The organism is Micromonospora sp. NPDC057141 (assembly GCF_042670805.1).
Classification (GTDB): domain Bacteria; phylum Actinomycetota; class Actinomycetes; order Mycobacteriales; family Micromonosporaceae; genus Micromonospora.
The window spans coordinates 50,927-77,704 of the sequence record NZ_JBHUVA010000019.1; the positions used below are offsets into that span (position 1 = coordinate 50,927).

The following is a 26,778-nucleotide window of genomic DNA, read 5'->3' on the forward strand; positions in this document are numbered from 1 at the left end:
GCTCTACGTCCACGGGTGCTCGGGTTGCTCGCCGAAGTGGCGAACCCGGTGACGGCGTGTGACGTGGCATCCTGACCGGGATGCCCGGATTCCTGCGTCGACGTGCTTCCCGCCCCGATTCTCCCGCCGCCCCGACTTCCCTGGCGGCACCGGCCGCTCGATGGCGTGCCCTGCTGTCGGCGGCCGCCCTCGCCGGGTGCGTCCTGGCCGGCGCGGTCCTGCTGGCGGCCCGGCCGCCGGCCGGCGGCGGGCCACCGGCCGGCGTCGACGCGCTGGCCGTGGACCAGGCGGCCCTCACCCCGGCCCCGGCGGGCGGTGCGGCCCTCCCGCCCTCGTCGCCGAGCCCCGGCGGCCGTCCGGCAGCGGCTTTCGGCGGCCCTCCGCCCGTCGACGCCGGCGCCCCGCCGGCGCCCGGCGCGTCTCCGGTGCTGCGGATCCCGGGCCCCGTGCCGTCGGCCGGCGGGGGCGGCTTCCGGTACGACGACCGCCCCGGCGCGGTGCTCGGCGCGGCCGGCGCGCTGCGCCGCTACCGGGTGGCGGTGGAACGGGAGGCGGGCGAGGACGTGCGCGACTTCGGCACGGCGGTGCAGGAGGCGCTGGCGGGGCCGGGAAGCTGGGTGGACAGCGGCCGGCTGCGGTTGCAGCGGGTGCCCGGCTCGGCCCGGCACGACTTCACGGTCTACCTGGCCACGGCCCGCACGGCGGGGCGGATGTGCGCGGCCGGCGGGGTCGACATCCGGGTGGGCGGGCGGCCGTACACCTCGTGCCGCGCGCCCGGAAAGGTGATCATCAACCTGGACCGGTGGCGGTTGTCGGTGCCGCACTTCGTCGCGGCCGGGGTGCCGCTCTCGGTCTACCGGACGTACGTGGTGAACCACGAGGTCGGGCATCAGTTGGGCCACCGCCACGAGCGCTGCCCGAAGCCGGGCCGGCCGGCGCCGGTGATGATGCAGCAGACCCTGTTCCTCAACGGCTGCGTGGCCAACCCGTGGCCGTACCGGGACGGCCGCCGCTACGCCGGCCCGCCGTTGTGACCGGGCGTCCGCCGTGGTGACCGGGGGCGGGCCGAGCCGGGAAAGGCGAGGACTTCTCGCGCTGAAGGTGGCAAAAGCGCAGTTCAGCCCGGTTCGTCTGTCAGGCTGACAGGGTGACTTCGCTCTCCCCTTCCGGGGCGTACCGCCCCCGACTGCCGGGTCGCTCGCGTCCGCGTACGGCGCTCGGTGGCCTGGCCGCCCTGGTGGCGGTCGCCGCCGCCGTGCTCCTCGTCCTCGGCGCGGTGCCGCCGTCCGGGCCGGCGGACCCCGGCGGGGTAGGGGCCGGCGCGGGCGCGGGCGAACGCAGCGTCCGCGCTGATCGGGCCGACCCCGCTGATCGGGCTGACCAGGCCGACCCGGCCGACCCGGCGGTTCGCGGGCGGGCGGGCGACTGGCCGACCAGCGGGCCCGGCCGGTTCACGACGGCGGCGGGCCAGTCCCCGGTCCAGGGCGCGGGTGGGCCGGTGCGCCGCTACCGGGTGCTCGTCGAGCGGGACACCGGCCAGGCCCCGGACGCCTTCGCCGCCGTGGTCGACGAGGTGCTGGGCGACCCGCGCAGCTGGATCGCCTCGGGCGGACTGCGGCTGCAGCGGGTGACCGGGCCCGCCGCCGCCGGCCTGGACGCCGCCGCCGAGGCTGCCCCCGACGCCCCCGCCCCCGACGTCGACTTCACCGTCTACCTGGCCACCCCGGCCACCTCCGAGCGGATGTGCGCGCTCGGCGGGCTGCACACCGAGCGGTACACCTCCTGCCGCCTGCCCGGACAGGTGATCATCAACCTGGCCCGCTGGATGGAGGCGGTCCCGGACTACGGCGCCCCGCTGGACGTCTACCGCGCGTACGTGGTCAACCACGAGGTCGGGCACGAACTCGGCGAGCTGCACGAGGCCTGCCCGGGGCCGGGCGAGCCCGCGCCGGTGATGCAGCAGCAGACGTACGGCCTCGACGGTTGCGTCGCCAACCCGTGGCCCTACCTCGACGGCACCCGGTACGCGGGGGAGCCGACCCCGGGCATCTGAGTTATTCCCGCTCCCGCATGTCGGGCGGGTGGCCCTGCTCATGGCCGATCGGCGACCCGGCGAGCGACAATGGCTCGTCACCCACGCCGATCCCGGGGAGTCCACCGTGTCGTTGCCCCCGCTCGTCGAGCCCGCCGCCGAGCTGACCGTTGACGAGATCCGCCGCTACTCGCGCCACCTGATCATCCCCGACGTCGGGGTCGAGGGGCAGAAGCGGCTGAAGAACGCCCGGGTGCTCTGTGTGGGCGCCGGTGGCCTCGGCTCGCCGGCCCTGATGTACCTGGCCGCGGCGGGCGTCGGGACGCTCGGCATCATCGACTTCGACACCGTCGACGAGTCCAACCTCCAGCGGCAGATCATCCACGGCGTCTCCGACATCGGCCGGTCCAAGGCCGAGTCCGCAGCCGCGTCGATCCGCGAGATCAACCCGCTGGTCAACGTGGAGATCCACAACACGGCGCTGGACCGGGACAACGTGCGGGAGATCTTCTCCGGCTACGACCTGATCGTCGACGGCACCGACAACTTCGCCACCCGTTACATGGTCAACGACGCGGCGGTGCTGCTCGGCAAGCCGTACGTCTGGGGGTCGATCTACCGGTTCGACGGCCAGGCGTCGGTGTTCTGGGCCGAGCACGGCCCCTGCTACCGCTGCCTCTACCCGGAGCCCCCGCCGCCCGGCATGGTCCCGTCCTGCGCCGAGGGCGGCGTGCTCGGCGTGCTCTGCGCGTCGATCGGCTCGATCCAGGTCAACGAGGCGATCAAGCTGCTCGCCGGCATCGGTGAGCCGCTGGTCGGCCGGCTGATGGTCTACGACGCCCTGGAGATGAGCTACCGCAAGATCAAGGTCCGGAAGGACCCGAGCTGCGTGCTCTGCGGCGAGAACCCGACGGTCACCGACCTGCTGGAGGACTACGAGGACTTCTGCGGCGCGGTCTCCGAGGAGGCCCAGGAGGCGGTCGTCGACGCGACCATCACCGCGGCCGAGCTGAAGGAGTGGCAGGACGCCGGCAAGGACATCTTCCTCGTCGACGTCCGCGAGCCCGCCGAGTACGAGATCGTCCGGATCCCCGGCTCCACGCTGATCCCCAAGGGCGAGATCATCTCCGGCGAGGCGCTGGCGAAGCTGCCGCAGGACAGGCAGATCGTGCTGCACTGCAAGTCCGGCGTGCGCTCCGCCGAGGCGCTCGCCGCGCTCAAGGCGGCCGGCTTCCGCGACGCGGTGCACGTCCAGGGCGGCGTCCTGTCCTGGATCAAGCAGATCGACCCCTCCCTCCCCGCGTACTGAGCGCAGGGAGTGCAAGGAAGGGCCCCTTCTTAACGCTTTCGGTAGAGAAGGGGCCCTCTTTCACACCCGCTCGCCCACTGTTCACACCTGCTCGCCCAGTGTTGGCATCTGCTCGCCCAGTGTCGCTCGGCCGACCATCCGAGGTGGGATCGCGTTTGCGCCGGTAGCGTTCCTGCCGTGGTCGACTTGGACGCCGCGATCGGGTTCGTGGTAGCACACGGTGACGCGGTGGAACGGGCCCGACTGTCGTGGCTGCGGGCCGGTGCCGCGCCGTCGCCGGAGCTGCTCGACAGCGCCGAGGTGGGGCAGACGCCCGTCGGTGGCTGGCCGGCCGTGTGGGGCGGCGACGTCGCCTCGGTCGACGCCACCTGCTTCCGCCTCGCCGAGCTGGACGACCTCGGCGCACTCGGCCGTCCCGCCGCCCGCCGGGCACTGGACTGGCTGGCGTCCCGGCAGCAGGCCGACGGCGGCTGGGAGGAGGACGCCGCCCTCGCCGACGACGCCCCCTGGTGGGCCCGCCCCGGCGACCCCGAGGCACGCCTCTACCTGACCGCCACCGTCACCTTCTGGCTGACCGTCGCCGACCTCGACGCGCGGGCCGCCGGGCCGCTAGACCGCGCCGACAGCAGCGCGTACGCCACCGGCAGCGCGTACGCCGGTGTCGTGCACACCGCCGCACAGGCCCTCGCGGGGCAACTCCAGCCCGACGGCACCTTCCCCTCGTACCTGGCCGTCGGCTGGCTGAGCGCGGCGGTCTTCCACCGGCAGGAGCTGTTCTACGAGTCGGCCCGGATCCAGGTGGCGCTGGCCGACCGGATGCCGAAGCTCTCTCCGGCCAACGCGGCCTCGCTAGCTGCCGCCCTGCGCCGGGTCGGCGTCGACGAGCAGCACTGGACGCTGGTTGCGGCGCGCCGTCGGCTGGCCGAGACCCAGCGCAGCGACGGCGGCTGGGAGAGCGACGACGGCCACCAGTTCGACGTGCACACCACCCTGGCGGCGATCCGCGCCTGCCGCTGACCGTCCCGGCTCACCCCCGCACATGCCCGTCGCCCGTCACCACGTACTTCGTGCTCGTCAGCTCCGGCAGGCCCATCGGCCCCCGGGCGTGCAGCTTCTGCGTCGAGATGCCGATCTCCGCGCCGAAGCCGAACTCGCCGCCGTCGGTGAACCGGGTCGAGGCGTTCACCATCACCGCCGCCGCGTCCACCCGGGCCACGAACTCGCGGGCCGCCGACTGGGAGTCGGTGACGATCGCCTCGGTGTGCCCGGTGCCGTACCGGCGGATGTGCGCGACCGCCGCGCCGAGCGAGTCGACGACGGCGACGGAAATGTCTGCCGACAGGTATTCCGTGGCGAAGTCCTCGTCGGTCGCCGGCACCACCGTGGGCGAGTACGCGGCGACCTCCGGTGAGCCGTGCACGGTCACCCCGGCTTCGGCGAACGCGGCCAGCACCGCCGGCAGGAACGCATCCGCGACGGAGGCGTGCACCAGCAGGGACTCGGCGGTGTTGCAGGTGGACAGGCGCTGCGTCTTCGCGTTCAGGGTGATCGCGAGGGCCTTGGCGAGGTCGGCGGCGGCGTCGACGTACACGTGGCAGTTGCCCACCCCGGTCTCGATCACCGGCACCGTCGACTCCTCGACGACGGTGCGGATCAGCGACGCCCCGCCGCGCGGGATCAGCACGTCGACCAGGCCGCGCGCCCGCATCAGCTCCTTGACCGAGTCGCGGGAACTGGCGTCGAGCAGCTGCACCGCGTCCGCCGGCAGGCCCGCGCCGGCGATCGCGTCGCGCAGCACCTCCACCAGCGCCGCGTTGGAGTGCGCCGCCGACCCCGAGCCGCGCAGCAGCGCCGCGTTGCCCGACTTCAGGCAGATCCCGGCGGCGTCCACGGTCACGTTGGGGCGGGCCTCGTAGATGATCCCGACCACCCCGAACGGCACCCGGACCTGCCGCAGCTCCAGCCCGTTGGGCAGGGTCGAGCCGCGTACCACCTCGCCGACGGGGTCGGGTAGAGCGGCCATTTCGCGCAGCGCGTCGGCGATGCCCGCGACCCGGGCCGCGTCGAGGGCGAGCCGGTCCAGGATGGCCGTGCTCAGCCCGGCCGCGCGCCCGGCCGCCAGGTCCGCCGCGTTCGCGGTCACGATCTCGGTGGTACGCGCGACCAGCGCGTCGGCCATCGCCACCAGCGCGGCGTCCTTGGCGGTGCGGGTGGCGACCGCCAGGGCCTCCGCCGCGCCCCGGGCCCGCCGGGCCTGCTCGACGACGCTCATCCTGCACTCCTCACGATGTCACGGTGTTGGGAAGGGACCCTCGTACAACAGAATGCGTTGACAGGGGGCCCTGCTTACAGCAGCACCAGGTCGTCGCGGTGGACGACCTCACGTTCGTACGCCGGCCCGAGCGCCGCCGCCAGCTCGCCGGTGGAGCGGCCGAGCAGCCCGGGCAGCTCCACGGCGTCGTAGTTGACCAGCCCCCGGGCCACCGGCGCGCCCCCGGCGTCGACCAGGTCGACGGGGTCGCCGGCGGTGAACGCCCCGTCGACGGCGGTGATCCCGGCCGGCAGGAGCGACTTGCGCCGCCCCACCACGGCGGCCACCGCGCCCGCGTCGAGGTGCAGCCGCCCGCGCGGGGTGGTGGCGTGGGCCAGCCAGAACAGCCGGGCGGTCGGGCGTCGCCGCTCGGCGTGGAACAGGGTGCCGATCTCGTCGCCGGCCAGCGCGGCGGCGGCCAGCGGGGCGGCGGTGAGCACCACGGGGATGCCGAAGCCGGTGGCGATGCGGGCCGCCTCGACCTTGGTGGCCATGCCGCCGGTGCCGACGCCGGCCCGGCCGGCCCCGCCGATCTGCACGCCGGCCAGGTCCCGCTCGTCGCGTACGTCGGTGATCCGGGTCGACTCGGGGCGGGCCGGGTCGCCGGTCCAGAGGGCGTCGACGTCGGAGAGGAGCACCAGCAGCTCGGCGTGGACGAGGGCGGCGACGAGGGCGGCGAGCCGGTCGTTGTCGCCGAAGCGGATCTCCTCGGTGGCCACGGTGTCGTTCTCGTTGACGATTGGCACGGCCCGCAGGTCGAGCAGCTTGCGCAGCGTCCGGTACGCGTTGCGGTAGTGCGCCCGTCGGGTCACGTCGTCGACGGTGAGCAGCACCTGCCCGACGGTGAGGCGGTGCCGGGCGAAGCCGGCCGCGTACCGGCCGATCAGCAGGCCCTGGCCGACGCTCGCGGCGGCCTGCTGGGTGGCCAGGTCGCGCGGGCGACGGCTGAGCCCGAGCGGGGCGAGCCCGGCGGCGATCGCGCCGGAGGAGACCAGTACCACCTCGCGGCCGTCGGCGGCGAGCCGGGCGAGGGTGTCGACCAGCGCGTCGACGCGGGCGTCGTCGAGGCCCCCGGACGCGGTGGTCAGCGAGGATGAGCCGATCTTGACGACGACCCGCCGGGCCGAGGTGACTGCGAGACGCACCCGCCCATTCTGCGCGGTCGGGTCGGCGGGCCCCGTCGGCGTTCCCATATCGTGGCAGCTCGTGACACCTGCGGAGTACGTCGAGGCGGTCCTGGAGCTGGTCGAGCGCATCCCGCCGGGCCGGGTGATGTCGTACGGGGCGGTCGCCGACGCGCTGGCCGAGCGCTCGGGGCGGGCGTCGGCGCGGCTGGTCGGCTCGATCATGGCCCGGCACGGGGGCGGGGTGCCGTGGCACCGGGTGGTCAACTCGGCGGGCCGGCTGCCGCCCGGTCACGAGGTCGAGGCGCGGGCCCGGCTGCGCACCGAGGGCACCCCGCTGGGCGCGACCGGGGTGGACGTGTCGGCGGCGGCCTGGTCGCCGGAAGAGGGGATGTGACCGCGACCGTAACGTGAGTAACATTCGGCGTCATGACGCTGCCGCCGGCCGGACCCGGCACACCGCCCGCGGCCCGTGCGCTGCCGGCCGGCGCGGGCGAGGCCGCCCCTGCTGCCGGCGGTCACGTCCTGCCCCGGCGGGTGCACGCCGGCTACGCGCTCGGTTCCCTGGTCACCGGCGCGTTCGGCACGGTGCCGGGGCTGCTGCTCCTGCCGTACCTGACCGACACGCTGGGCGTCGCCGCCGGGGTGGCCGCCCTGCTGGTGCTCCTGCCGAAGGCGTGGGACGTGCTGGTCAACCCCGTCGCCGGGCGGATCTCCGACCGGACCAGGTCGCGCTGGGGGGCCCGCCGGCCGTACCTGCTGCTCGGCGGGCTCGCCCTCGCCGCGCTGTTCGCCGCGATCTTCGCCGCCCCGTTCGGCGTCGGCCCGGCCGCCGGGGCGTACGTCGCCCTCGCCTTCCTGGCCACCGCGACCGCGTTCGCGTTCTTCCAGGTCCCGTACGTGGCGATGCCGGCGGAGCTGACCGACGACTACGCCGAACGTACCCGGCTGATGAGCTGGCGGATCGCGGTGCTGGCGGTGGCCATCCTGGTCTCCGGCGCGGTGGCCCCGGCCGTGGTGAACGCCGGCGGCGACGGCGTCGCCGGGCACCGCTGGATGGGCCTGTTCGTCGCCGCGCTGATCGTGCTCGGCACCCTCGGCGCGTTTCTCGGCACCCGGGGCGCGCCCACCGGCACGGTCGGCGAGAGCGAGCCGACGCTGCGTGCCCAGCTCGCCGTCGCCGCCCGCAACCGGCCGTTCCGGGCGCTGCTGGTCTGCTTCGTGATCCAGTCCGCCGGGGTGGCCACCATCCTGGCCGGGGTCAGCTACTTCGCCGACCAGGTGCTGCGCGACCCGACCACCGGCCCCACCGTGCTGTTCGCCTGCTTCGTCGGGCCGGCGCTGCTGGTGATGCCGCTGTGGACCCGGGTCGGCGCGCGGGTCGGCAAGCGGGCCGCGCTGGTCGCCGGGTCCGCGCTGCTCACGGCGGGGGCCGCCGGCCTGGTCGCCGCGCCGGCGCTGCCGGCCGTCGCGGTCTATCTCGTGGTCGCGGTCATCGGCGTCGGGTACGCCGGCCAGCAGGTCTTCGCGCTGGCCATGCTGCCGGACTGCATCGCGTACGACACGGCGCGCACCGGCCGCCGGCAGGCCGGCGTGTTCACCGGCCTGTGGACGGCGGGGGAGACCCTCGGCCTGGCCCTCGGGCCGGGCCTCTACGGCCTGGTGCTCCAGCTCAGCGGGTACGTCTCCTCCGACACCGGCACGGCCGCCGTGCAGTCCGACGCGGCCCGGCTCGGCGTGCTGCTGGGCTTCACGCTGCTGCCGGCCCTGCTGGTCGGCCCGCCCCTGCTCCTGCTGCGCCACTACACGCTCACCCGGGACGACCTGCTGACCGCCTCCGCCACCGGCCACCATGGGACCGGCCACCACGAGAAGGGCGTCACCGCCGCATGAACGACGACCAGGAGAACGGCCAGGACACCGGGCGGGCGTTGCCGGGGCATGGGCTGCCGGCCGAGCGGGTGCTCGGCGACATCACGGCGCTGCGCGCGGGGGACCGGCCCACGCACGGCGGGCGGCTCTTCGCGTACGTCTACGACCCCGCCGTGCCCGGCCTCGACGAGCTGACCGCCGCCGCCCACGCGAGCAGCGCGCACGTCAACGGGCTCGACCCGACGGCTTTCCCGTCGCTGCTGGCGATGGAGAACGCGCTGGTCGGGGCGGCGTCCCGGCTGCTCGGCGGCGGCCCCGGCACGGGCGCGCCGGACGTCGTCGGCAGCGTCACCAGCGGCGGCACCGAGTCGCTGATCCTCGCCGTGAAGGCCGCCCGCGACGCCCGCCCCGACATCGTCGCGCCCCGGATCGTCGTGCCGGTGACCGCCCACGCGGCGTTCGCCAAGGCCGCCCACTACCTGCGGGTGGCCCTCGATCCGGTGCCGGTCGACCCCGTGACGCTGCGGCCGTCCGCCGCCGCCGTGGCCGCCGCGATCGGCCCCGACACGGTGCTGGTGGCCTGCTCCGCCCCCTCGTACGCGCACGGCGTCGTCGACCCCGTCGCCGAGATCGCCGCGGTGGCCGCCGAGGCCGGGGTGCGCTGCCACGTCGATGCGTGCTTCGGCGGCTGGACGCTGCCCTGGCTGCGCCGCCTCGGCGAGCCGGTGCCGCCGTTCGACTTCGCCGTCGCCGGGGTCACCTCGATCTCCGTCGACCTGCACAAGTACGCGTACGCCCCGAAAGGCGTCTCCGTGCTGCTGCACCGCACCCCGGCGCTGCGCGCCCCGCAGTTCTTCGCGTACGCCGACTGGCCCGGCTACACGATGGTCAACCCGGTGATCGCCTCCACCCGCTCCGGCGGCCCGATCGCCGCCGCGTACGCCACCCTGCGCCACCTCGGCGAGGACGGCTACCTGCGGCTGGCGGCGGCGACCCGCGACGCGGTGGCCGGGCTCGCCGACGCCGTACGCGGCACCGGCGGCCTGCGGCTGCTGGCCGAGCCCGAGTCGACGGTGGTCTGCTTCACCTCCACCGACCCGACGCTGGACCTGTTCGTGCTGGTCGACGAGCTGACCGCGCGCGGCTGGCACACCCAGCCGCAGCTCTCGTACGCCGATCTGCCGGCCAGCGTGCACCTCACGGTGACCGCCGCGGTGGCCCCCCGGGTGGCGGAGTTCGGCCCCGACCTGGCCGACGCGGCGGCGGCGGCCCGGGCCGCCGGGCCGGTGAAGCTGCCCGCCGAGCTGACCGCGCTCGCGGCGACGCTGACCCCGGACGCCCTCACCCCGGAACTGGTCGCCGGCCTGGCCGCCGCCCTCGGCCTCGGCGGGGCGACGACGGGACCCGACGGCGCGGCGGCCGGTGTTGGTGGCGCGGCGGCTGACCCCGGCGGCGGTTTCGCGCCGGACGCCACCGTCAACGCCCTGCTCGACGCCGCCCCGCCGGCCCTGCGGGAGCGGCTGCTGGTCGAGTTCGTCGGCCTGCTGCAACGCCCCACGTACTGAGCTGCCGCTGAGCTGCTCCTTGCGCTGCCCCGGCGGTGCGGGGCGGCGGCTGTGGTTGACTGGCGCGGGAGAGAGGGGGCGATCGTGCAGCTGCCGGCAGTGCTCGGGGAGCCGATCCGGTTCGTGCTGAACTGGGGCCGCCGCTACTCGCTGTGGGTGTTCAACTTCGGCCTGGCCTGCTGCGCGATCGAGTTCATCGCCACCAGCATGGGCCGGCACGACTTCATCCGGCTGGGCGTGATCCCGTTCGCCCACGGCCCCCGCCAGGCCGATCTCATGGTGGTCTCCGGCACGGTCACCGACAAGATGGCCCCGGCGATCAAGCGGCTCTACGACCAGATGCCCGAGCCGAAGTACGTCATCTCCTTCGGCGCGTGCTCCAACTGCGGCGGCCCCTACTGGGACTCGTACTCGGTGACCAAGGGCGTCGACCAGCTCATCCCCGTCGACGTCTACGTGCCGGGCTGCCCGCCCCGCCCGGAGGCGCTGCTGCACGGCATCCTGCGCCTGCAGGAGAAGATCGCCGCCGAGCAGTCCGGCATCGGCGGCGTCCCCCGCCCCGACCCCCTGGCCTCCCCGGCCGACGCGGCTTCCCCAACGTCCCCCGCCGTCGCCCGGCCGCCCCGCCCGGTGAACTCGCTGACCGCTCCGCCGGTCCGCCCGCCGACCACGGCCTAGGGGCACCTGCCGCCAGGTCCGGCATGCGCGGGGGCGCCGCAGCCGGGTCGTCCGCAGCGCCCGCTGCCCACCCCGGTCGTCACCGCTGCCGTGACAGAGCGCGATACCGCCGTGGTGGCAACACGCTGAAGCCCGTCCCTTTGCTCTGCACCCGCCGACGCAACGCTCGCGCACTGTAACCGACTGCTGTCCGCCGATATCCATGCGTGATGGTCTATGTAAGCAGCTCTGCTTGGGTGATGCGTGGGTGGGTGCAGAGCAAAGGGAGCCGTGGAGGTCTTGCCCGGTTGGGGCGTCGTCACGCGGCGTTGCACTCGCGGGGCCTCCGCCCGCGGCGCGGCGGCCAGCACGCAGGGTGGTGGCGTGTCGTGACCCGTGTGCGCCGGAGGGCGGGTGGGCCAGGGCAGGGCCGAGGTCGAGGGCAACGCCGGGGCTGGGGCCAGGGGCCGGGTGGGACCGGTGGCGGACTGGGGTTAGCCTGCGGCCATGAACCAGTCTGCGGACCAGCGTTCCGCTTTCATCGTCGACGTGCTGACCGAGGAGTTCGGCGCGTCGATGGCGCTCGACCCGGCGGCGTTCCGCCGCAAGTTCCGCAAGATGGCCGCCTCGCCGTTCGCCTTCTACCGGGGCAGCGCCTCGCTCTTCTACGCCGACCAGCGCGGCGACTTCGCCGACGACGCGTTCCTCGACGAGCGCACCAGCCGGGTGTGGATCCACGGGGACCTGCACGCGGAGAACTTCGGCACCTACATGAACGCCTCCGGGCGGCTCGTGTTCAACGTCAACGACTTCGACGAGGCGTACGTCGGGCCGTTCTCCTGGGATCTGCGCCGCCTGGCCGCCAGCGTCGCCCTGCTCGGGTACGCCAAGGCGCTCTCCGACCGCGCGATCGGTGACCTGGTCGCCGGCTTCGCCCGGTCGTACCTGACGGAGCTGCGGGCCATCGCCGCCGGTGGGGACGACGCGATCGGCTCGATCACCCTCGACAACGCCGACGGGGTGCTGCGCCGGGTGCTCCAGCAGGCGCGGCTCAACACGCGGGTGGACCTGCTCGCCGCGCAGACCACCGTCGACAGCTACGAGCGGCGGTTCTCCCTCGGCGACGGGGTGTACGAGATCGACGGCGGCACCCGGGAGAAGGTCTGCGCCGCGTTCGCCGACTACCTCGACACCCTGCCGGAGTCGTCGGCGAAGCTGCGCCCGGTCTCCGCGCACATCAAGGACGTGGTGCTGCGCAAGGGGGTGGGCATCGGCTCGGCCGGGCTGCCGTCCTACAACCTGCTGCTGGAGGGGCACACCGAGGCGTTGGAGAACGACGTCGTCATCTACATGAAGCAGGCCCAGGTGCCGGCGGTGGCCCGGCACATCGACGACGAGCGGGTGCGGTCGTACTTCCGGCACCAGGGGCACCGCACGGCGGAGTCGCAGCGGGCGCTCCAGGCGCACGCCGACCCGTGGCTGGGCTTCACCGAGCTGGACGGGGCGGGCCAGCTCGTCGCCGAGGTCTCCCCGTACGCCGCCGACCTGGACTGGTCGGACGTCAACGAGCCGGAGCAGCTGGCCGGGGTGCTGGCCGACCTGGGCCGGGCGGTGGCCCGGATGCACTCGGTGGCCGACGACGAGTCCAGCCACGACCTGGTCGACTACTCCACCGAGGAGGCGATCGTCGCCGCCGTTGACGCCGACCCCGACGGGTTCGTCGCCGGGCTGGTGGAGTTCGCCCACGCGTACGGGCTGCGGGCCCGCGAGGACCACCAGCTCTTCGTCGACCTGTTCCGCAACGGCCGGCTGCCCGGCGTCTGAGCGGGGCCGGGGCGGGGCTGGCGCAGCAAGGCCGCTCAGCGGGTGAAGTCGAGCACCACCTTGATGTCGTCGCCGGTGGAGGTGTACGCCTCGGCGTACGCCGCCACCGGCACCCGGCGGGTGATCAGCGCGTTCAGCCAGGACTGGTCGGCCTGGGCGAGCGCCGTGGCGGCCAGGTCCCAGTGCCGGCGGTTGGCGTTCACCGAGCCGAACACCACGTTGTTCTCCAGCACCAGCTCCCGGTTGAGCGCCCCGGCGTCGAAGTCGAGGGTCCGGCCGCCGCTGGACACGCCGGTGAGGCAGACGATGCCGGTCGGCCCGGCCTTGCACATCGTGTCCAGCACGACCGACGGGGCGCCCGTGCACTCCACCACCACGTCCGGGTCGAGGTCGAGCTGACCCACCGACCCCGTGTGGTACGTCGCGCCGAGCGCCCGGACCAGGTCCGGCTTCGGCCCGGTCTCGGCGCGGTCCAGCACGTGCACGGCAAGCCCGCGCTGGGTGGCCAACAGTGCCGCCAGCAGGCCGATCGGGCCGGCGCCGGTGACCAGCACGGTCTGCGGCTGCCACTCGGCGCGGGCCCCGATGCGCTCGATGTGGTCCCACGCCTTCGCGACCACGCTGGTCGGCTCCAGCAGCATCCCCACGGGGGCGAGGGCCGGGTCCAGCCCGACGGCGAAGCGCGGCTGCACCCGCCACCGGTCCCGGGCGAAGCCGGGCAACCCCTTGATGCCGTGCTCGGTGTATTCGCCGTTGCGGCACATGTCCCATTCGCCGACCGCGCAGTTGGCGCAGGGCACCGGGTCGGGGTGCCGGACGATGCCGACCACCAGGTCACCGGGGTGCAGGGTGCCGCTCGGGTCCTCCAGCACCCGGCCCAGCGACTCGTGCCCGAGCACCAGGGTCGACGCCCCGGGCGGGGCCTCGCCGAAGGTGCCGTCGACGATCTCGTGGTCGGTGCCGCAGATCCCCACGGCCAGCGCCTCGACGAGGATCGCCCCCTCCTCGGCGTGCGGCTCCGGGTGGTCGTCGACGAGGCGCAGCGAGTTGCGGACTCCCGGGGTGACGGTCACGGCGTGCACGACCCTCATCTTTCCCCGCCTGGCGCGCCGCCGCCCGGCAAAACCGCCATCCGGTACGCCGCCGCCCGGCCCAACCGCCATCCGGCCCGCCACGGGGGACCGGCGTCGGCCATAGGATCAGCGGCATGACTCCCGAAGAGGTCGGCCAGCGGCTGGTGGCGCTGCTCGCGCCCGTCGAGGCCACCGCGTCGGTGTCCGGCGGCCAGGCGCACGCGCGGGCCACCGTCGACGTACCCCCGGCGAGCTGGCGGGACGCGCTGCGCGCGGCCCGGGACGACGCCGAGCTGGCCTGCGACTTCTTCGACTGGCTCTCCGCCGTCGACCAGCTCGCCGACGGCTGCGAGGTGATCGTCCACCTGTGGTCGACCGGGCGCCGGCACGGCCTGCTGCTGCGCACTCGGGTGCCGTGGGACGTGCCCCGGGTGGATTCGGTCGTCGATCTCTACCCCGGCGCGGGCTGGCACGAGCGGGAGACGTTCGAGATGTTCGGCGTCGACTTCCCCGGCCACGGCGAGCTGCGTCCGCTGCTGCTGCCGCCGGAGTTCGAGGGGCACCCGTTGCGCAAGGAGTTCGTGCTCGCCTCCCGGGTGGCCAAGCCGTGGCCGGGCGCGAAGGAGCCGGGCGAGTCGACGGCCGGCGGCGGCCGTCGTGCGGTGCGCCCGCCGGGGGTGCCGGCTCCGGGGGAGTGGGGGCCGACGCCGGCGGGGGGTACGGCCTGATGCCCGACTGGTTGGAGGCCGTGCTGCGGGTGGTCGGCGTGCTGGTGGCCTTCCTCACCCTGCCGCTCGTCGTCGGGCAGGCCGAGCACAAGGTGATGGCGCACATGCAGGGCCGGCTCGGCCCGATGTACGCGGGCGGCTTCCACGGCTGGGCCCAGCTCGTCGCCGACGGGGTCAAGTTCGTGCAGAAGGAGGACGTGACCCCGCGCGACGCGGACCGGGCGGTGTTCCGGCTGGCCCCGGTGGTGGCCCTGGTGCCTTACCTGCTCGCCCTGCTGGTGATCCCGCTGGGGCCCGGTGACCTGGTGGGTCAGCCGCTGGACATCGGCCTGTTCTTCGTGCTGGCCGTGGTCGGGGTGGGCGTGGTGGCGGTGCTGATGTCGGCGTGGGCGTCGGCCAACAAATACAGCCTGCTCGGCGGGCTGCGCGGGGCCGCCCAGCTGCTCGGCTACGAGCTGCCGCTGGTGCTGGCCGCCGCGTCGGTGGCGATGGCGGCCGGCACGCTGAGTCTGCCCGGCATCGTCGAGGCGTGGCGGCCCTGGTGGCTGCTCTGGCAGGCGCCCGCGATGATCGTCTTCTTCGTCGCCGGGCTGGCCGAGATCCGCCGCCCCCCGTTCGACATGCCGATCGCCGACTCGGAGCTGGTCTTCGGCTATATGACGGAGTACACGGGGCTGCGCTTCGCGTTCTTCCTGCTCGCCGAGTACGTCGGCATCGTGGTGATCGCCGCCCTGACCACCGTGCTCTTCCTGGGCGGCTGGCAGGGCCCGTTCGCCGACGCCCAGCTCGGCTGGCTGTGGACCCTGCTGAAGGTCTTCGCCGTCTCGTTCGTGATCATCTGGCTGCGGGTGTCGTACCCCCGGTTGCGCGAGGACCAGCTCCAGCGGCTGTGCTGGCTGGTGCTGGTGCCCGCCTCCCTCGCCCAGCTCGTCCTCACGGCCGCCGTCCGCATCGCGCTGTAGGTGTAAGGAAGGGCCCCCTGTTAACGCTTTCTGTTGTACAGGGGGCCCTTCCTTGCACCTCACGCGGCGGTTACGGGGCGGCGTAGAGCAGGCGGTTCGGCGAGCCGGTGCCCGGGTTGCTCACCACGCCGGTGGTGGCGGCGGCGATCAGCGCGCTCTTGGCCTGCGCGAGCGTGGCCGTGGGGAACTGCTGCCGGTAGCGCGCCATCCACCCCGTGACGTGCGGCGCGGCCATCGAGGTGCCCGACCAGCCGGAGGCGACGGCGGTGTTCGAGGCGATGCCGGCGGAGGTGATGTCCACGCCGGGGGCGAAGACGTCGACGCAGGTGCCGTAGCTGGAGAACGACGCCCGGGTGTCCGTGACGTCGGTCGCGGCGACGGTGACGCCCCGGGGCGAGCGGGGGCCGTTGGTGCAGGCGTCGGTGTTGAAGTTGTTGGCGATGAAGACGGTGTGCACGCCCGCGTCGATCAGGTTCTCGGCGGCGGTGTTGGGGGTGGTGCCATAGCCCTGGAGGCTGAAGTTCGCCACCGAGACCGGGTCGTGGTGGGCGGCGATCCAGTCCATGCCCTCGATCAGGTCCGTCGTCCAACCGGAGTTGTCGCACTGGAGGACCCGGACGGCCTTGATGGTGACGGCCTTGGCGACCCCGTACGTCGCGCCGCCGACGGTGCCGGCGACGTGCGTGCCGTGGCCGTGGCAGTCGTTGGTGCCGTTGCCGTCGCCGACCGCGTCGTAGACGCCGCTGGCCCGGCCGCCGAAGTCGACGTGGCTGGCCCGGATGCCCGAGTCGACCACGTAGACCGTGACGCCGGAGCCGGTCGACGGGTAGCCGAAGCTGTTGTTCAGCGGGAGGTTGTGCTGGTCGATGCGGTCCAGCCCCCAGGACGGCGGGTTCGACTGGACGGCAGACGTCGAGAAGTCGTCGGTCACGCCGCCGTGGATGCGGCTGTCCCGCTCGACGTACGCCACGGCGGGGTCGGCGCGCACGGTGGCGAGGGCGGCCGGGGGCAGGTGGGCGGCGTACCCGTCGAGGACCCGCGTGTAGCGGTTCAGCACGGTGCCGCCGGCGCGCTCGGCGACGGTGGCGGCCCGTGCGGTGCGGGCGGTGCGCGCGGCGCGGTCGGTGCCGGCCGGCGGGTCGGCGAGCACCACGATGTACCGGTCCGGCGCGGCCTCCGGGCCGCCCGGGCGCAGCGGGGCGGGCGCGGGACGGCTGGGCTCCGCCGCACCCGGGGCCGCCGACGCCGGTACGGCGAGGGTGGTGACGAGTGCACCGGTGATCATGCCGGCGAGTACGCCGAGGCGTACCGTTCTGCGACCTGGCTTCCGCAAGGCTGATCTCCTCCATTGTGGACCTCCTGCGCCGAACACCGGCGAGGGCCGGCGGCGCATGCCACTCAAGTTGATCAGCTTGAATTGAAGCGAGTGTTAACCAGTGGAGATTGTCGATTAATTCGGGGTGCCCGGAGAAACCCCGGCTCAGCCCAGCGGGGTGTGCGCCGGGTCGACCCGCTCGGCGGGCGGCGGGGGCGGCGGCGGGGTGCCGTCACCGAAGGGCCGGCCGCCGAGGGCCTCCCGGCCGTGCGGGGTGAGCCAGTTCGCCAGGTCCGGGCCGAGCGGGACGACACCGGTCGGGTTGATGTCCCGGTGCACCTCGTAGTAGTGCCGCTTGACGTGGTCGAAGTCGATCGTGTCGCCGAACCCGGGGGTGGTGAACAGGTCCCGGGCGTACGCCCACAGCACCGGCATCTCGGCCAGCTTGCTCCGGTTGCACTTGAAGTGGCCGTGGTAGACCGGGTCGAAACGGACCAGCGTGGTGAACAGCCGCACGTCGGCCTCGGTGATCGTGTCCCCGACCAGGTACCGCTGCCCGGACAGCCGCTCGCTCAGCCAGTCCAGCCGGTCGAACAACCGGCGGTACGCCGTCTCGTACGCCTGCTGACTGCCGGCGAACCCGCACCGGTAGACGCCGTTGTTGACGTCGGCGAAGACCACGGCGTTGACCTCGTCGATCTCGTCGCGCAGCCGGGACGGGTAGAGCTCCGGCGCGCCCTGCCGGTGGTATGCCGTCCACTCCGTCGACAGGTCCAGGCTCATCCGGGCGTAGTCGTTGGTCACCACCTGCCCCGTCGGCACGTCCACCATCGCCGGCACGGTGATGCCCCGCTCGTAGCCGGGGAACCGCTTGAAATACGCCTCCTGGAGGCGCTCGATGCCGAGCACCGGGTCCCGCCCGCCAGGGTCGAGGTCGAACGTCCAGCTCCGGGCGTCGTGCGTCGGCCCGGCCACGGCCATCGAGAGGGCGTCCTCCAGGCCGAGCAGCCGGCGCACGATGATCAGCCGGTTGGCCCAGGGGCAGGCGCGGCTGACCGCCAGCCGGTAGCGGCCCGGCTCGACCGGCCAGCCGTCCCGCCCGTCGGCCGTGATCCGGGTGGCGATGTACCGCTGGTCCCGGGTGAACTCCCCACCGGGCTCCACGTACTTCCCGCCGGGTTCCGCACCGCTCGCGCCGGGCCCGGTGCCCTTCCCGCCCGGCTCCAGCCCCTTGCCACCGGTCGTCGCGCCTGCCTCGTCGCCCACGTCGCCCCTGCTTTCCGCCTCGCCGTCTCCGTCGTCCGTCCCATCTTGACCGATCCGCAGCTCCCGGACCCGCCTTCGGCGGGCAGCAAACCGCGCGTGGCTAGGCTTCCCGGGTGAACGACGTGAACGACGTGGAGGCGGCGGCCCGCCGCTTCGTCGCCGACGTGTGGAACGCCCGGCGCGAGGAGTCCGCGTACGAGCTGGTCGCGGCGGGCTGCCCCGGGCTGGGCGGGACGGGCCCGGAGGCGGTCCTGGCCTGGCACCGGGAGCGGCGGGCGGCCTTCCCTGACCTGCGCTACAAAATCGTGGACGTGGTGGCCGCCGACGACCGGGTGGCCGTACGCTGGCGGGCCGCCGGCACCCAGGCCGGCCCGTTCGGGCCGGTGCCGCCCACCGGGCGGGTGGCGAGCTTCTCGGGGGCGACGTTCCTGCGCTTCGACCCGGCGGGCCGGATCGTCGACGTGTGGCACGCCACGGAGCTGTTCCAGCTCCTCCAGCAGCTTGGCGTCGAGATGCTCCCGCCGCTCACAGGTGCCGGGGCGTGATCCGGGCGATCGACAGGTTCACCGGGAACGGCTCGCCGGTGTCGACGTACTTCGTCCAGCGGCCGGTCTCCGTGTAGACCTCGTTCACCGGGTCGATCCGGTGGGTGTGGACGACCACCTCGCCGTCGCCGGTCTCCACCCGCCAGTAGAACGGGATGCCGGCCTGCGCGTAGAGGGCCGGCTTGAGCACCCGGTCGATCGAGCGGGTGCTCGGGGAGACGATCTCGACGGCCAGCACCACCTCGTGCGGCGCGTACCGCGACGGCGAGCGCCGCGCGGCCTCCGCCGTGGTGACCAGCACGTCCGGGATGAAGGAGCGGGTCCGGTTGATCCGCACCTCGACGCTCTGGGTCACGTCGTACTCGTCGGGGCACTCCTCTTCGAGCGCGACGCCGAGCCGCGCGGCGATGGTCTGGTGGATGCGGGTGGGGGAGGGGGACACGAGCAACACTCCGTCGAGCAGTTCGCGGCGACGATTGTCCTCGGGCAGCCCGTCGAGGTCGTCGGTCGTCCACCCGCCCTCGGGCGGGAAGTCGCTCTGCAACGCGGCGGTCATGGGCTGCTCCTTCCCGGTGCGTCGTTCTCCCCGGCTCACCGTAAGGCGCGAAGGGCCGGGTGGTGGTCGCGCGCGCCGGGGGCACAGGGCAGGATGGGCGGCATGGGCGAGACGAACGAGCGGGGCGTGCCCGGCGCGGGGCTGGCGAAGGGGCTGGCGGTCACGCTGCGCACGATGACCCGCCGCTCGACCACCCAGCAGTACCCGGACGTGGCCCCCGAGCTGCCGCCCCGCTCCCGGGGCGTGATCGCGCTGCTGGCCGAGAACTGCACCGTCTGCATGCTCTGCGCCCGCGAGTGCCCCGACTGGTGCATCTACATCGACTCGCACAAGGAGGAGGTGGCGGTGCCCGGCGCCGCCCGCCCCCGCCAGCGCAACGTGCTCGACCGGTTCGACATCGACTTCTCGCTCTGCATGTACTGCGGCATCTGCGTCGAGGTCTGCCCCTTCGACGCGCTCTACTGGTCGCCCGAGTTCGAGTACGCCGAGTACGACATCCGGGACCTGCTGCACGACAAGGACCACCTCGGCGAGTGGATGGCCACCGTCCCGCCGCCGCCCGCGCACGACCGCAACGGCGAGCCGGCGAAGGAGGAGGCCACCGCCGCGCGCAAGGCCGCCGCCCCCGCCACCCCGACCGCGGGCGGGGCCCCGTGACCGGTGCGGACGTGCTGCTGCTCGCCCTCGGCGCGGTGGCGGTCGGCGCGGGCGCGCTGGTGGTGACGACCCGCCACCTGGTCCGCGCCGGCCTTTACCTGGTGGTCTGCCTGGGCGCGCTGGCCGGCGTCTACCTGGTGCTCGCCGCCGAGCTGGTGGCCTGGGTTCAGGTGCTGATCTACGTGGGCGCCGTGGTGGTGCTGCTGCTGTTCGCGGTGATGCTGACCCGCGCCCCCATCGGGGCCTCCGACGACCTGGACCGGCCGGGCTGGCCGGCGGCCCTGATCGGCGGCGGCGCCGGCCTCGGGCTGGCCGCCCTGCTGGTCGACGCGTTCCGCTGGACCCGGGTGGACCTGCCCGCCCCGGGCACCGCCGAGCGCCTCGGCGAGCAGGTGTTCCGCACCTGGGTGCTGCCGTTCGAGGTGCTGTCGGTGCTGCTGCTGGCCGCCCTGGTCGGCGCGGTCGTGCTGTCCCGCCCCGACATCGGCCGACGCGCGGCCGACGGTCGGGGCCCCGGCGCGGCAGGCGGCCAGGGTCCGGGCGCGGCAGCCCGCCGGGGCCCCGGCACGGGAGACCGCTCGTGAGGCCCGTCATCCCGTACGTCACCGCCGCACTCCTGTTCGGCCTCGGCGTGTACGGCGTGCTGCGCCGCCGCAACGCGGTGCTGGTGCTGATGGCGGTGGAGCTGATGCTCAACGCCGTCAACCTGATCCTGGTCACCGCCGACGCCACGGTCCGGGCGCAGCTGCCGCACGCGGGGCAGGTGTTCGCGTTGTTCGTGATCGTGCTGGCCGCCGCCGAGATCGGCGTGGGGCTGGCCATCGTGCTCCAGCTCTACCGGCTGCGGGCCAGCGTCGCCATCGACGAGGTGCCGCTGACGGAGCCGTCGGCCGGGCGGCCGGACGAGCCGGCGGGCACCGGCCCGGGGGAGACCACGACTGCCGGTGAGGTGACCCGGTGACCGGCCTGCTCGGCGCGCTGCTGCCCGCCGTACCCCTGGTGGCGGGCCTGGTCGGGTTGCTGCTGCCGCCCGCGTCGCGCGGCGCGGGGTCCGGGGCGGATCCGGCCCGCCGGGTCGCCGTCGGGCTCGGCGTGGCCGGCGCGGCCGGTGCGCTGCTGGTCGCGGTCGCGCTGCTGGCCCGGGTCGGCCCGCCCGTGGAGACCTCGACCACCTGGATCGACCTGGGTGGGCTGCGGGTCACCCTCGGCGTCCGGCTCGACGGCGCGGCGGCCCTGGTCGCCGTCGCGGTGGCCACGGTGGCCCTGGCCGTGCAGGTCTACTCGGTCGGCTACCTGCGGGGCGGCGGCCAGCACGACGAGGCCGGCGCCGACGTCGACCACCGTTACCCGCCGTACGCGGCGCAGATCAGCCTCTTCACCGCCGCGATGCTGCTGGTGGTCGTCGCCGGTGACCTGGTCATGCTGCTGGTCGGCTGGGAGGTGATGGGCCTCTGCTCCTACCTGCTCATCGCCCACGACCGCCGGCTGCCCGGCGCGCCGGCCGCCGCGATGAAGGCGTTCCTGGTCACCCGCGTCGGCGACGTCGGCTTCCTGCTCGGCATCGCCCTGCTCGGCGTCTCGGCGGGCAGCTTCCGCATCGCCGACGTGCTCGCCCACGACCACGCCGCCGGCACGCTCACCGCCGCCTGCCTGCTGCTGCTCGCCGGGGTGGCCGGCAAGAGCGCCCAGCTCCCGCTGCACACCTGGCTGCCCGACGCGATGGCCGGCCCCACCCCGGTCTCCGCGCTGATCCACGCCGCCACCATGGTCGCCGCCGGGGTCTACGCGGTCACCCGCCTCTACCCGCTGTTCGAGCGGGCCCCGGCGGCGCTGGCCGCGCTCGGGGTGCTGGCCTCGGTGACCCTGCTGCTCGGCGCGCTCGCCGCCACCGCCCAGGACGACCTGAAACGGGTGCTGGCCTGGTCGACGGTCTCCCAGCTCGGCTACATGACGGGTGCGCTGGCCGTCGGCGCGCCGAGCGCCGCGCTGTTCCACCTGCTCACCCACGCCGCGTTCAAGGCGCTGCTGTTCCTCGCCGCCGGCGCGGTGATCCACGCCCTCGGCACCGCGCTGCTGTCCCGCATGGGCGGCCTGCGGTCGACCATGCCGGTGACGTTCTGGTGCACGGCGCTGGGCCTCGGCGCGCTGGCCGGCGTCCCGCCGCTGGCCGGCTTCTGGAGCAAGGACGGCGTGCTCGCCGCCGCCGAGGCCGCCGCGCTCGACTCCGCCGGCCCGGCCCCCGCCTGGGTGGGCTGGCTGGTGTGGCTCGCCGGGCTGGCCGGCGTCGCCGTCACCGCCTGGTACGCCACCCGGCTGCTGCTGCGCGCGTTCCTCGGCGCGGCCCGGCCGCCGCTGCCCCCGCACGACCGGCCGATCTCGCTGCACCCGCACGACCCGCCGGCCGTCATGCGGGTGCCGATGCTGCTGCTCGCGGTGCCGGCCGCGCTGCTCGGGCTCGCCGCGTTCTGGCCGGCGTTCACCGGCCGGCTCGGCGCGACCGAGGGGGAGTGGACCCACGTCGGCCCGGCGCTGCTGCTGCCGTTGGCGCTGCTCGCCGCCGGGGCCGCCCTGGCGTGGGTCGGCTGGCGGCGGGACCGGGCCGCCGACCCGGCCCGCGTCCTCGGCCCGCTGGGGCCGGTGTTCGCGGCCGGTTTCCGGCTCGACGACGTGCAAAACGCCCTCGTCGTACGCCCGATCGTCGCCCTCGCCCGGTTCGCCCGCGCCGCCGACGAGCGGGTGGTCGACGGCGCGGTGGAGGGCACCGGCCGGGGCGCGCACGGCCTCGGCGGGGCGCTGGCCGGGCTGCACCGGGCCGCGCTGCCCCGGGCGGTCGTCGGGGTGCTGGCCGGGGCGCTGCTGATCGGCCTGGCCGCCGTGCTGATCGGGGGAGCCGGATGAGCCTCGGACAGGTCCTGCTCGTCGCGGCGCTGGCCGTCCCGGCCCTCGGCGCGGCCGTGGTCGCCCTGCTGCCCGGGGACCGGGCGGCCCGGGTCGTCGGCACGGTCGCGGCCGGGCTGACCCTGCTGGCCACCCTGCCCCTGGCCACCGGCGACCGGGGCTGGACGGCCTACGGCGTCGCCCCGGCGGTGCGCCCCTGGCACCGGCTCGACCTGCCCTGGGTGCCCGCCCTCGACCTGCGCTTCCACCTGGGCGTCGACGGCATCTCCTACCCGCTGGTCGTGTTGACCGCGCTGCTCACGCTGCTCTGCTGCGCGTACACCCTGTGGAGGGTGCCCGACGGCGGCGGCAGCGGCCGGGCCCTCGTCGCGTTGCTGCTGGTCGTCGAGGTCGGCATCCTCGGCACCTTCCTCGCCCTCGACCTGGTCCTGTTCTTCGTGTTCTTCGAGGTCGTCCTGCTGCCGATGTACGCGATCATCGCCGGCTGGGGCGGGCCCGACCGGCGGCGGGCGGCCCGCAAGTTCGCCCTCTACACGCTGCTCGGCTCGGTGCTGCTGCTCGTCGGCGTCTACGTCGTGGTGGCCGCCGCCGGCACCGCCGACCTCGTCGCGCTCACCGGCGGGACGGGCCTGTCGCGGGGCACCCAGCTCGCGGCGTTCACCCTGCTCGGGCTCGCGTTCGCGGTGAAGAGCCCGCTGTGGCCGCTGCACTCCTGGCTGCCCGACGCGCACACCCAGGCACCCACCGTCGGCAGCGTCATTCTCGCCGGGGTGCTGCTCAAGATGGGCACGTACGGGCTGATCCGCGTCGCCGTCGGGGTGGCCCCGCAGGGGGCCCGCTGGGCGGCCCCCGTGCTCGGGGTGCTCGCCGTCGCCGCCATCATCGTCGGCTCGCTGGTCTGCCTCGCGCAGGGCGAGCTGAAGCGGCTCATCGCCTACTCCAGCGTCGGGCACATGGGGTTCGTGCTGCTCGGGGTGGCCACGCTCACCGCCACCGGCCTCCAGGCCGCGCTGATCGGCAACGTCGCGCACGGGGTGATCACCGGCCTGCTGTTCTTCCTCGCCGGGGCGGTCAAGGACCGCGCGCACACCGGGGCGCTGGCCGAGCTGTCCGGGCTGCGGGAGACCGCGCCCCGCCTCGCCGGGCTGCTCGGCTTCGCCGCCGTCGCCTCGCTGGGCCTGCCCGGCCTCGCCGGCTTCTGGGGTGAGGCGTTCGCCGTGGTCGCCGCCATCGGGCGGGGCGGCCCGCTGTGGACCACCCTCGGCGTGCTCGCCGCGATCGGCGGGGCGCTCACCGCCGCGTACCTGCTGCGGCTGCTGCGCCGGGTCACCCACGGCCCGGCCAGCCCGGCGGTCGGCCGCATCGGCCCCGGCCTGGCCGCCGCCGAGTGGACCGCATGGGCCCCGCTGGTGCTCCTCGCCCTCGCCGTCGGCCTCGCCCCCACCCTGGTCCTCGGCGTCGCCGCCGACCCGGTGGCCGCCCTCGTGGGAGTGCTCAAATGAGTCTCGTGCAGAGCGTCGACAACGTGGCGCTGCTCCCGGCATACCTCGCCGCCGGCACCGCCGTGCTGGTGCTGCTGGCCGACCTGCTGGTGGCCCGCGCCGCCGCCACTGTCGCCGTGGCCGCCGCCGGGGCGGTCGCCACCGCGCTGGGCAGCGCGCTCGTCGGCGCGGGCGGGCCGCGCTCCACCTTCTGCGTCGCCGCCGACTGCTCGTACGTCTTCGGTGGCCGGGCCGCCCTCGTCGGGGCGCTGTTCGCGCTGCTCACCCTCGGGGTGCTGGCGCTGTCCGGGCCGGCGCTGCGCGCCGGGCAGTCGCCCGTCGGGGAATACTGCTTCCTCCTCGCCTGCTCGATGACCGGCGGCGTGGTGCTCGGCGCGGCCGGCGACCTGATCACCCTGATCGTGGCGCTGGAGACGTTGACCCTCCCGCTGTACGTGCTCGTCGGCCTGCGCCGGGGCAGCCTCGCCTCCGCCGAGGCGGCGGTCACGTTCTTCGTGGTGAGCGTCGTCGCCACCAGCGTCACCCTGCTCGGCGCGGCCCTGCTCTACGCGGTCACCGGCGGCCTGCACCTCGACCGGCTCGGCGCGCTGCTCGCCGGGCGTCCCGACCTGCTGGACGTGCCGCTGACCACGGCGGCGGTGGCGCTGCTGCTGCTCGGGCTGGCGTTCAAGGTGGCCGCCGTGCCGTTCCACGCCTGGGCCCCGGCCACCTACGACGGCGCGCCGCTGCCCGTGGCGGCCTACCTGTCGACTGCGTCGAAGCTGGGCGGCGTGGTGGCCCTGCTCGCGGTGGTGCAGCGGGCGCTGCCGGCCGAGACGACCGGCCCGGTGCTCGCCGGGCTCGCCGTGCTCACCATGACGGTGGGCAACCTGGTGGCGCTGCGCCAGCGCCGCACGGTGCGGCTGCTCGCCTGGTCGTCGGTGGCCCAGGCCGGCTACATCCTCGCCCCGCTGGGCGCGCTCGCGCTGGCCGCCGGCCGCACCGCCGACGCCCGCGCCGCCGCGTACGCCGCCGCCGTGGCGTACGCCGTCTTCTTCGTGGTCCTGGAGCTGGCCGCCTTCGCGGCGCTGGTGGCCCTGCGACCGGCCGGCGCCGACGGCGGCAGCCTCGACGACCTGCGCGGCGCGGCCCGGCGGCGGCCGTGGTTGGCGGCGGCGTTCGCGCTGGCCCTGGTCGGCCTGGCCGGGCTCCCGCCGGGGCTGGCCGGCCTGTTCGCCAAGGTGACCGTGGTCCGGGCGCTGCTGGACGGGGGCGCGGGCTGGCTCGCCCTGGTGGTGGCGGTGAACGCGGTGATCGGCCTGGCCTACTATCTCCGCCTCGCCGCCGGCCTCTATGCTCCGCCCGCCGAGACACCAGCTGGTGCACCCGTCGCCCGGCCGGCCTGGGCGGTGGTCGGCACCCTCGCCGTGGCCACCCTGGCCGCCGTGGCCGTCGGCTTCGCCCCGCAGCTCGTGCTGGACCTGGCCGCGCGCTGAGCAGTCTCCCGACCTCAGTGTTTGCGCAGGTCGATGCCAGGCAACTCACAGTCATGAGACGGATGGTTGGCGGGTACCGAGGTGTTGTACCGGTCGGCGGATCCCGCGTGATCCGCGCACCGAAGGAGCGATCGTGCATCACAACCGTCTGAAGACCGCAGCGCTGCTCGGCCTGCTGACCTCGCTGATCCTCGCGGTCGGCTACTGGTTCGGCGGCAGTGGCGGCCTCGTCGTCGCCGTCGTCGTCTCGCTGGTGATGAACGGCGTGACCTACTTCTACTCCGACAAGCTCGCGCTGCGCTCGATGCGGGCGCAACCGGTCAGCGAGGCACAGTTCCCCGACCTGTACCGGATGGTCCGCGAGCTGGCCACCGAGGCGCGGCAGCCGATGCCCCGCCTCTACGTCAGCCCCACCGCCCAGCCCAACGCGTTCGCCACGGGCCGCAACCCGGCCAACGCGGCGGTCTGCGTCACCCAGGGGATCACCGAGATCCTCGACTACCGGGAGCTGCGGGGCGTCATCGGGCACGAGCTGTCGCACGTCTACAACCGGGACATCCTCATCTCCAGCGTCGCCGCCGGCCTCGCCGGCATCATCACCATGCTGGCCAACCTCGCCTGGTTCATCCCGCTCGGCGGTGGCGACGACGAGGACGCCCCCAACCCGGTCGTGCTGCTGCTCACCCTGATCCTCGGCCCGCTCGCGGCCACCGTGATCCAGTTGGCGATCAGCCGCAGCCGCGAGTTCCAGGCCGACGAGTCGGGGGCCCGGCTCACCCGGGACCCGCTGGCCCTGGCCAGCGCCCTGCGGAAGATCCACCTGGGCACCCAGGCCCGGCCGCTGCCGGCCCAGGGGCAGCTCACCAGCACCGCCCACCTGATGATCGACAACCCGTTCAAGCGGGGCGGCGGCATCGCCGCGCTCTTCTCCACCCACCCCCGGATGGAGGAGCGGGTCGCCCGGCTGGAGCGGATGGCCGCCAGCGCCGGCCCCGTGCAGTTCCAGCGCTGACCCGTCCCGACCCCGACCCCGATCCCGCCCGCGCCCGGTCCGACCGGGCGCGGGCGTTTCGTCGGGGTACGCGGCGAGACGCGCACCATAACGTG

At 74.6% G+C, this 26,778-nt stretch carries 25 protein-coding genes; 19 read left to right on the plus strand and 6 right to left on the minus strand.

Going from position 1 to position 26,778, the window contains the following annotated elements; genetic code table 11:
- The first annotated feature begins 80 nt into the window (after nucleotides 1-80).
- From ACFT41_RS13555 to ACFT41_RS13570, 4 genes are all read left to right on the plus strand, one after another.
- On the plus strand, nucleotides 81-1,034 hold the full coding sequence (locus ACFT41_RS13555; protein ID WP_377582997.1) for a DUF3152 domain-containing protein: 954 nt from the start codon (nucleotides 81-83) through the stop codon (nucleotides 1,032-1,034).
- 113 nt (nucleotides 1,035-1,147) lie between these two features.
- A complete protein-coding gene (locus tag ACFT41_RS13560; protein WP_377582995.1) occupies nucleotides 1,148-2,053 on the plus strand; it encodes a DUF3152 domain-containing protein in 906 nt (301 codons plus the stop codon).
- 40 nt (nucleotides 2,054-2,093) lie between these two features.
- The gene (gene moeZ / locus ACFT41_RS13565) at nucleotides 2,094-3,341 is read left to right on the plus strand and encodes an adenylyltransferase/sulfurtransferase MoeZ (protein ID WP_377582993.1); all 1,248 of its coding nucleotides are present in this window, start codon (nucleotides 2,094-2,096) and stop codon (nucleotides 3,339-3,341) included.
- A 177-nt stretch (nucleotides 3,342-3,518) separates the two neighbouring features.
- Complete coding sequence (locus ACFT41_RS13570) at nucleotides 3,519-4,358, plus strand: prenyltransferase/squalene oxidase repeat-containing protein (protein ID WP_377582991.1); 840 nt, start codon at nucleotides 3,519-3,521, stop codon at nucleotides 4,356-4,358.
- A gap of 10 nt (nucleotides 4,359-4,368) precedes the next feature.
- Here ACFT41_RS13570 and ACFT41_RS13575 read toward each other — a convergent pair whose 3' ends face one another.
- Both ACFT41_RS13575 and proB read right to left on the minus strand, forming a co-directional pair.
- The gene (locus ACFT41_RS13575; protein WP_377582989.1) at nucleotides 4,369-5,613 is read right to left on the minus strand and encodes a glutamate-5-semialdehyde dehydrogenase; all 1,245 of its coding nucleotides are present in this window, start codon (nucleotides 5,611-5,613) and stop codon (nucleotides 4,369-4,371) included.
- A 74-nt stretch (nucleotides 5,614-5,687) separates the two neighbouring features.
- A complete protein-coding gene (gene proB, locus ACFT41_RS13580) occupies nucleotides 5,688-6,845 on the minus strand; it encodes a glutamate 5-kinase (protein ID WP_377582987.1) in 1,158 nt (385 codons plus the stop codon).
- A 13-nt stretch (nucleotides 6,846-6,858) separates the two neighbouring features.
- On the opposite strand from proB, the gene ACFT41_RS13585 reads away from it, so the two are divergent.
- From ACFT41_RS13585 to ACFT41_RS13605, 5 genes are all read left to right on the plus strand, one after another.
- Complete coding sequence (locus ACFT41_RS13585; protein WP_377582985.1) at nucleotides 6,859-7,173, plus strand: MGMT family protein; 315 nt, start codon at nucleotides 6,859-6,861, stop codon at nucleotides 7,171-7,173.
- A 32-nt stretch (nucleotides 7,174-7,205) separates the two neighbouring features.
- Nucleotides 7,206-8,669, plus strand: a complete 1,464-nt coding sequence (locus ACFT41_RS13590) for an MFS transporter (RefSeq protein ID WP_377582983.1) — start codon at nucleotides 7,206-7,208, stop codon at nucleotides 8,667-8,669.
- Nucleotides 8,666-10,213, plus strand: a complete 1,548-nt coding sequence (locus ACFT41_RS13595; RefSeq protein WP_377582981.1) for a pyridoxal phosphate-dependent decarboxylase family protein — start codon at nucleotides 8,666-8,668, stop codon at nucleotides 10,211-10,213. Before ACFT41_RS13590 ends, ACFT41_RS13595 begins: the two co-directional genes overlap by 4 nt.
- An 84-nt stretch (nucleotides 10,214-10,297) precedes the next feature.
- Complete coding sequence (locus ACFT41_RS13600; RefSeq protein ID WP_377582979.1) at nucleotides 10,298-10,891, plus strand: NADH-quinone oxidoreductase subunit B; 594 nt, start codon at nucleotides 10,298-10,300, stop codon at nucleotides 10,889-10,891.
- Nucleotides 10,892-11,377: 486 nt separating this feature from the next.
- Complete coding sequence (locus tag ACFT41_RS13605; RefSeq protein ID WP_377582977.1) at nucleotides 11,378-12,694, plus strand: DUF2252 domain-containing protein; 1,317 nt, start codon at nucleotides 11,378-11,380, stop codon at nucleotides 12,692-12,694.
- A 35-nt stretch (nucleotides 12,695-12,729) separates the two neighbouring features.
- Here the strand turns inward: ACFT41_RS13605 and ACFT41_RS13610 are convergent, their stop codons facing one another.
- Nucleotides 12,730-13,776 (minus strand): glucose 1-dehydrogenase, encoded by a 1,047-nt coding sequence (locus ACFT41_RS13610; protein WP_377583077.1) that lies wholly within the window; start codon nucleotides 13,774-13,776, stop codon nucleotides 12,730-12,732.
- 125 nt (nucleotides 13,777-13,901) lie between these two features.
- On the opposite strand from ACFT41_RS13610, the gene ACFT41_RS13615 reads away from it, so the two are divergent.
- Nucleotides 13,902-14,495 carry an NADH-quinone oxidoreductase subunit C gene (locus ACFT41_RS13615; RefSeq protein WP_377582975.1) on the plus strand — a complete coding sequence of 198 codons (594 nt, stop codon included), beginning with the start codon at nucleotides 13,902-13,904 and terminating at the stop codon, nucleotides 14,493-14,495.
- Nucleotides 14,495-15,457 carry an NADH-quinone oxidoreductase subunit H gene (locus ACFT41_RS13620; RefSeq protein WP_377582973.1) on the plus strand — a complete coding sequence of 321 codons (963 nt, stop codon included), beginning with the start codon at nucleotides 14,495-14,497 and terminating at the stop codon, nucleotides 15,455-15,457. Before ACFT41_RS13615 ends, ACFT41_RS13620 begins: the two co-directional genes overlap by 1 nt.
- A 70-nt stretch (nucleotides 15,458-15,527) precedes the next feature.
- Here ACFT41_RS13620 and ACFT41_RS13625 read toward each other — a convergent pair whose 3' ends face one another.
- Both ACFT41_RS13625 and ACFT41_RS13630 read right to left on the minus strand, forming a co-directional pair.
- Nucleotides 15,528-16,790, minus strand: a complete 1,263-nt coding sequence (locus ACFT41_RS13625; RefSeq protein ID WP_377582971.1) for a S8 family peptidase — start codon at nucleotides 16,788-16,790, stop codon at nucleotides 15,528-15,530.
- A 147-nt stretch (nucleotides 16,791-16,937) separates the two neighbouring features.
- Nucleotides 16,938-17,999 (minus strand): glutathione S-transferase family protein, encoded by a 1,062-nt coding sequence (locus ACFT41_RS13630; protein WP_377583075.1) that lies wholly within the window; start codon nucleotides 17,997-17,999, stop codon nucleotides 16,938-16,940.
- 152 nt (nucleotides 18,000-18,151) lie between these two features.
- On the opposite strand from ACFT41_RS13630, the gene ACFT41_RS13635 reads away from it, so the two are divergent.
- A complete protein-coding gene (locus ACFT41_RS13635) occupies nucleotides 18,152-18,583 on the plus strand; it encodes an ester cyclase (protein WP_377582969.1) in 432 nt (143 codons plus the stop codon).
- On the opposite strand, the gene ACFT41_RS13640 is transcribed toward ACFT41_RS13635, so the two are convergent.
- Nucleotides 18,564-19,139: a Uma2 family endonuclease gene (locus ACFT41_RS13640; protein ID WP_377582967.1), complete on the minus strand. Its 576-nt coding sequence runs from the start codon at nucleotides 19,137-19,139 to the stop codon at nucleotides 18,564-18,566. The two genes, ACFT41_RS13635 and ACFT41_RS13640, sit on opposite strands and share 20 nt — an antisense overlap.
- Before the next feature lie 102 nt (nucleotides 19,140-19,241).
- On the opposite strand from ACFT41_RS13640, the gene ACFT41_RS13645 reads away from it, so the two are divergent.
- From ACFT41_RS13645 to htpX, 7 genes are all read left to right on the plus strand, one after another.
- Nucleotides 19,242-19,796: a NuoI/complex I 23 kDa subunit family protein gene (locus ACFT41_RS13645; RefSeq protein WP_377582965.1), complete on the plus strand. Its 555-nt coding sequence runs from the start codon at nucleotides 19,242-19,244 to the stop codon at nucleotides 19,794-19,796.
- Nucleotides 19,793-20,380: an NADH-quinone oxidoreductase subunit J gene (locus tag ACFT41_RS13650; protein WP_377582963.1), complete on the plus strand. Its 588-nt coding sequence runs from the start codon at nucleotides 19,793-19,795 to the stop codon at nucleotides 20,378-20,380. The genes ACFT41_RS13645 and ACFT41_RS13650 overlap by 4 nt, the downstream gene beginning before the upstream one ends.
- Nucleotides 20,377-20,757, plus strand: coding sequence for an NADH-quinone oxidoreductase subunit NuoK (gene nuoK / locus ACFT41_RS13655; protein WP_377582961.1), 381 nt, complete (start codon nucleotides 20,377-20,379; stop codon nucleotides 20,755-20,757). The genes ACFT41_RS13650 and nuoK overlap by 4 nt, the downstream gene beginning before the upstream one ends.
- Nucleotides 20,754-22,694, plus strand: coding sequence for an NADH-quinone oxidoreductase subunit L (locus tag ACFT41_RS13660; protein WP_377582959.1), 1,941 nt, complete (start codon nucleotides 20,754-20,756; stop codon nucleotides 22,692-22,694). Before nuoK ends, ACFT41_RS13660 begins: the two co-directional genes overlap by 4 nt.
- A complete protein-coding gene (locus ACFT41_RS13665; protein WP_377582957.1) occupies nucleotides 22,691-24,196 on the plus strand; it encodes a NuoM family protein in 1,506 nt (501 codons plus the stop codon). The genes ACFT41_RS13660 and ACFT41_RS13665 overlap by 4 nt, the downstream gene beginning before the upstream one ends.
- Nucleotides 24,193-25,671, plus strand: coding sequence for an NADH-quinone oxidoreductase subunit N (locus ACFT41_RS13670; RefSeq protein ID WP_377582955.1), 1,479 nt, complete (start codon nucleotides 24,193-24,195; stop codon nucleotides 25,669-25,671). Before ACFT41_RS13665 ends, ACFT41_RS13670 begins: the two co-directional genes overlap by 4 nt.
- A 133-nt stretch (nucleotides 25,672-25,804) precedes the next feature.
- Nucleotides 25,805-26,683, plus strand: coding sequence for a zinc metalloprotease HtpX (htpX, locus tag ACFT41_RS13675; RefSeq protein WP_377582953.1), 879 nt, complete (start codon nucleotides 25,805-25,807; stop codon nucleotides 26,681-26,683).
- Nucleotides 26,684-26,778: the final 95 nt, after the last annotated feature.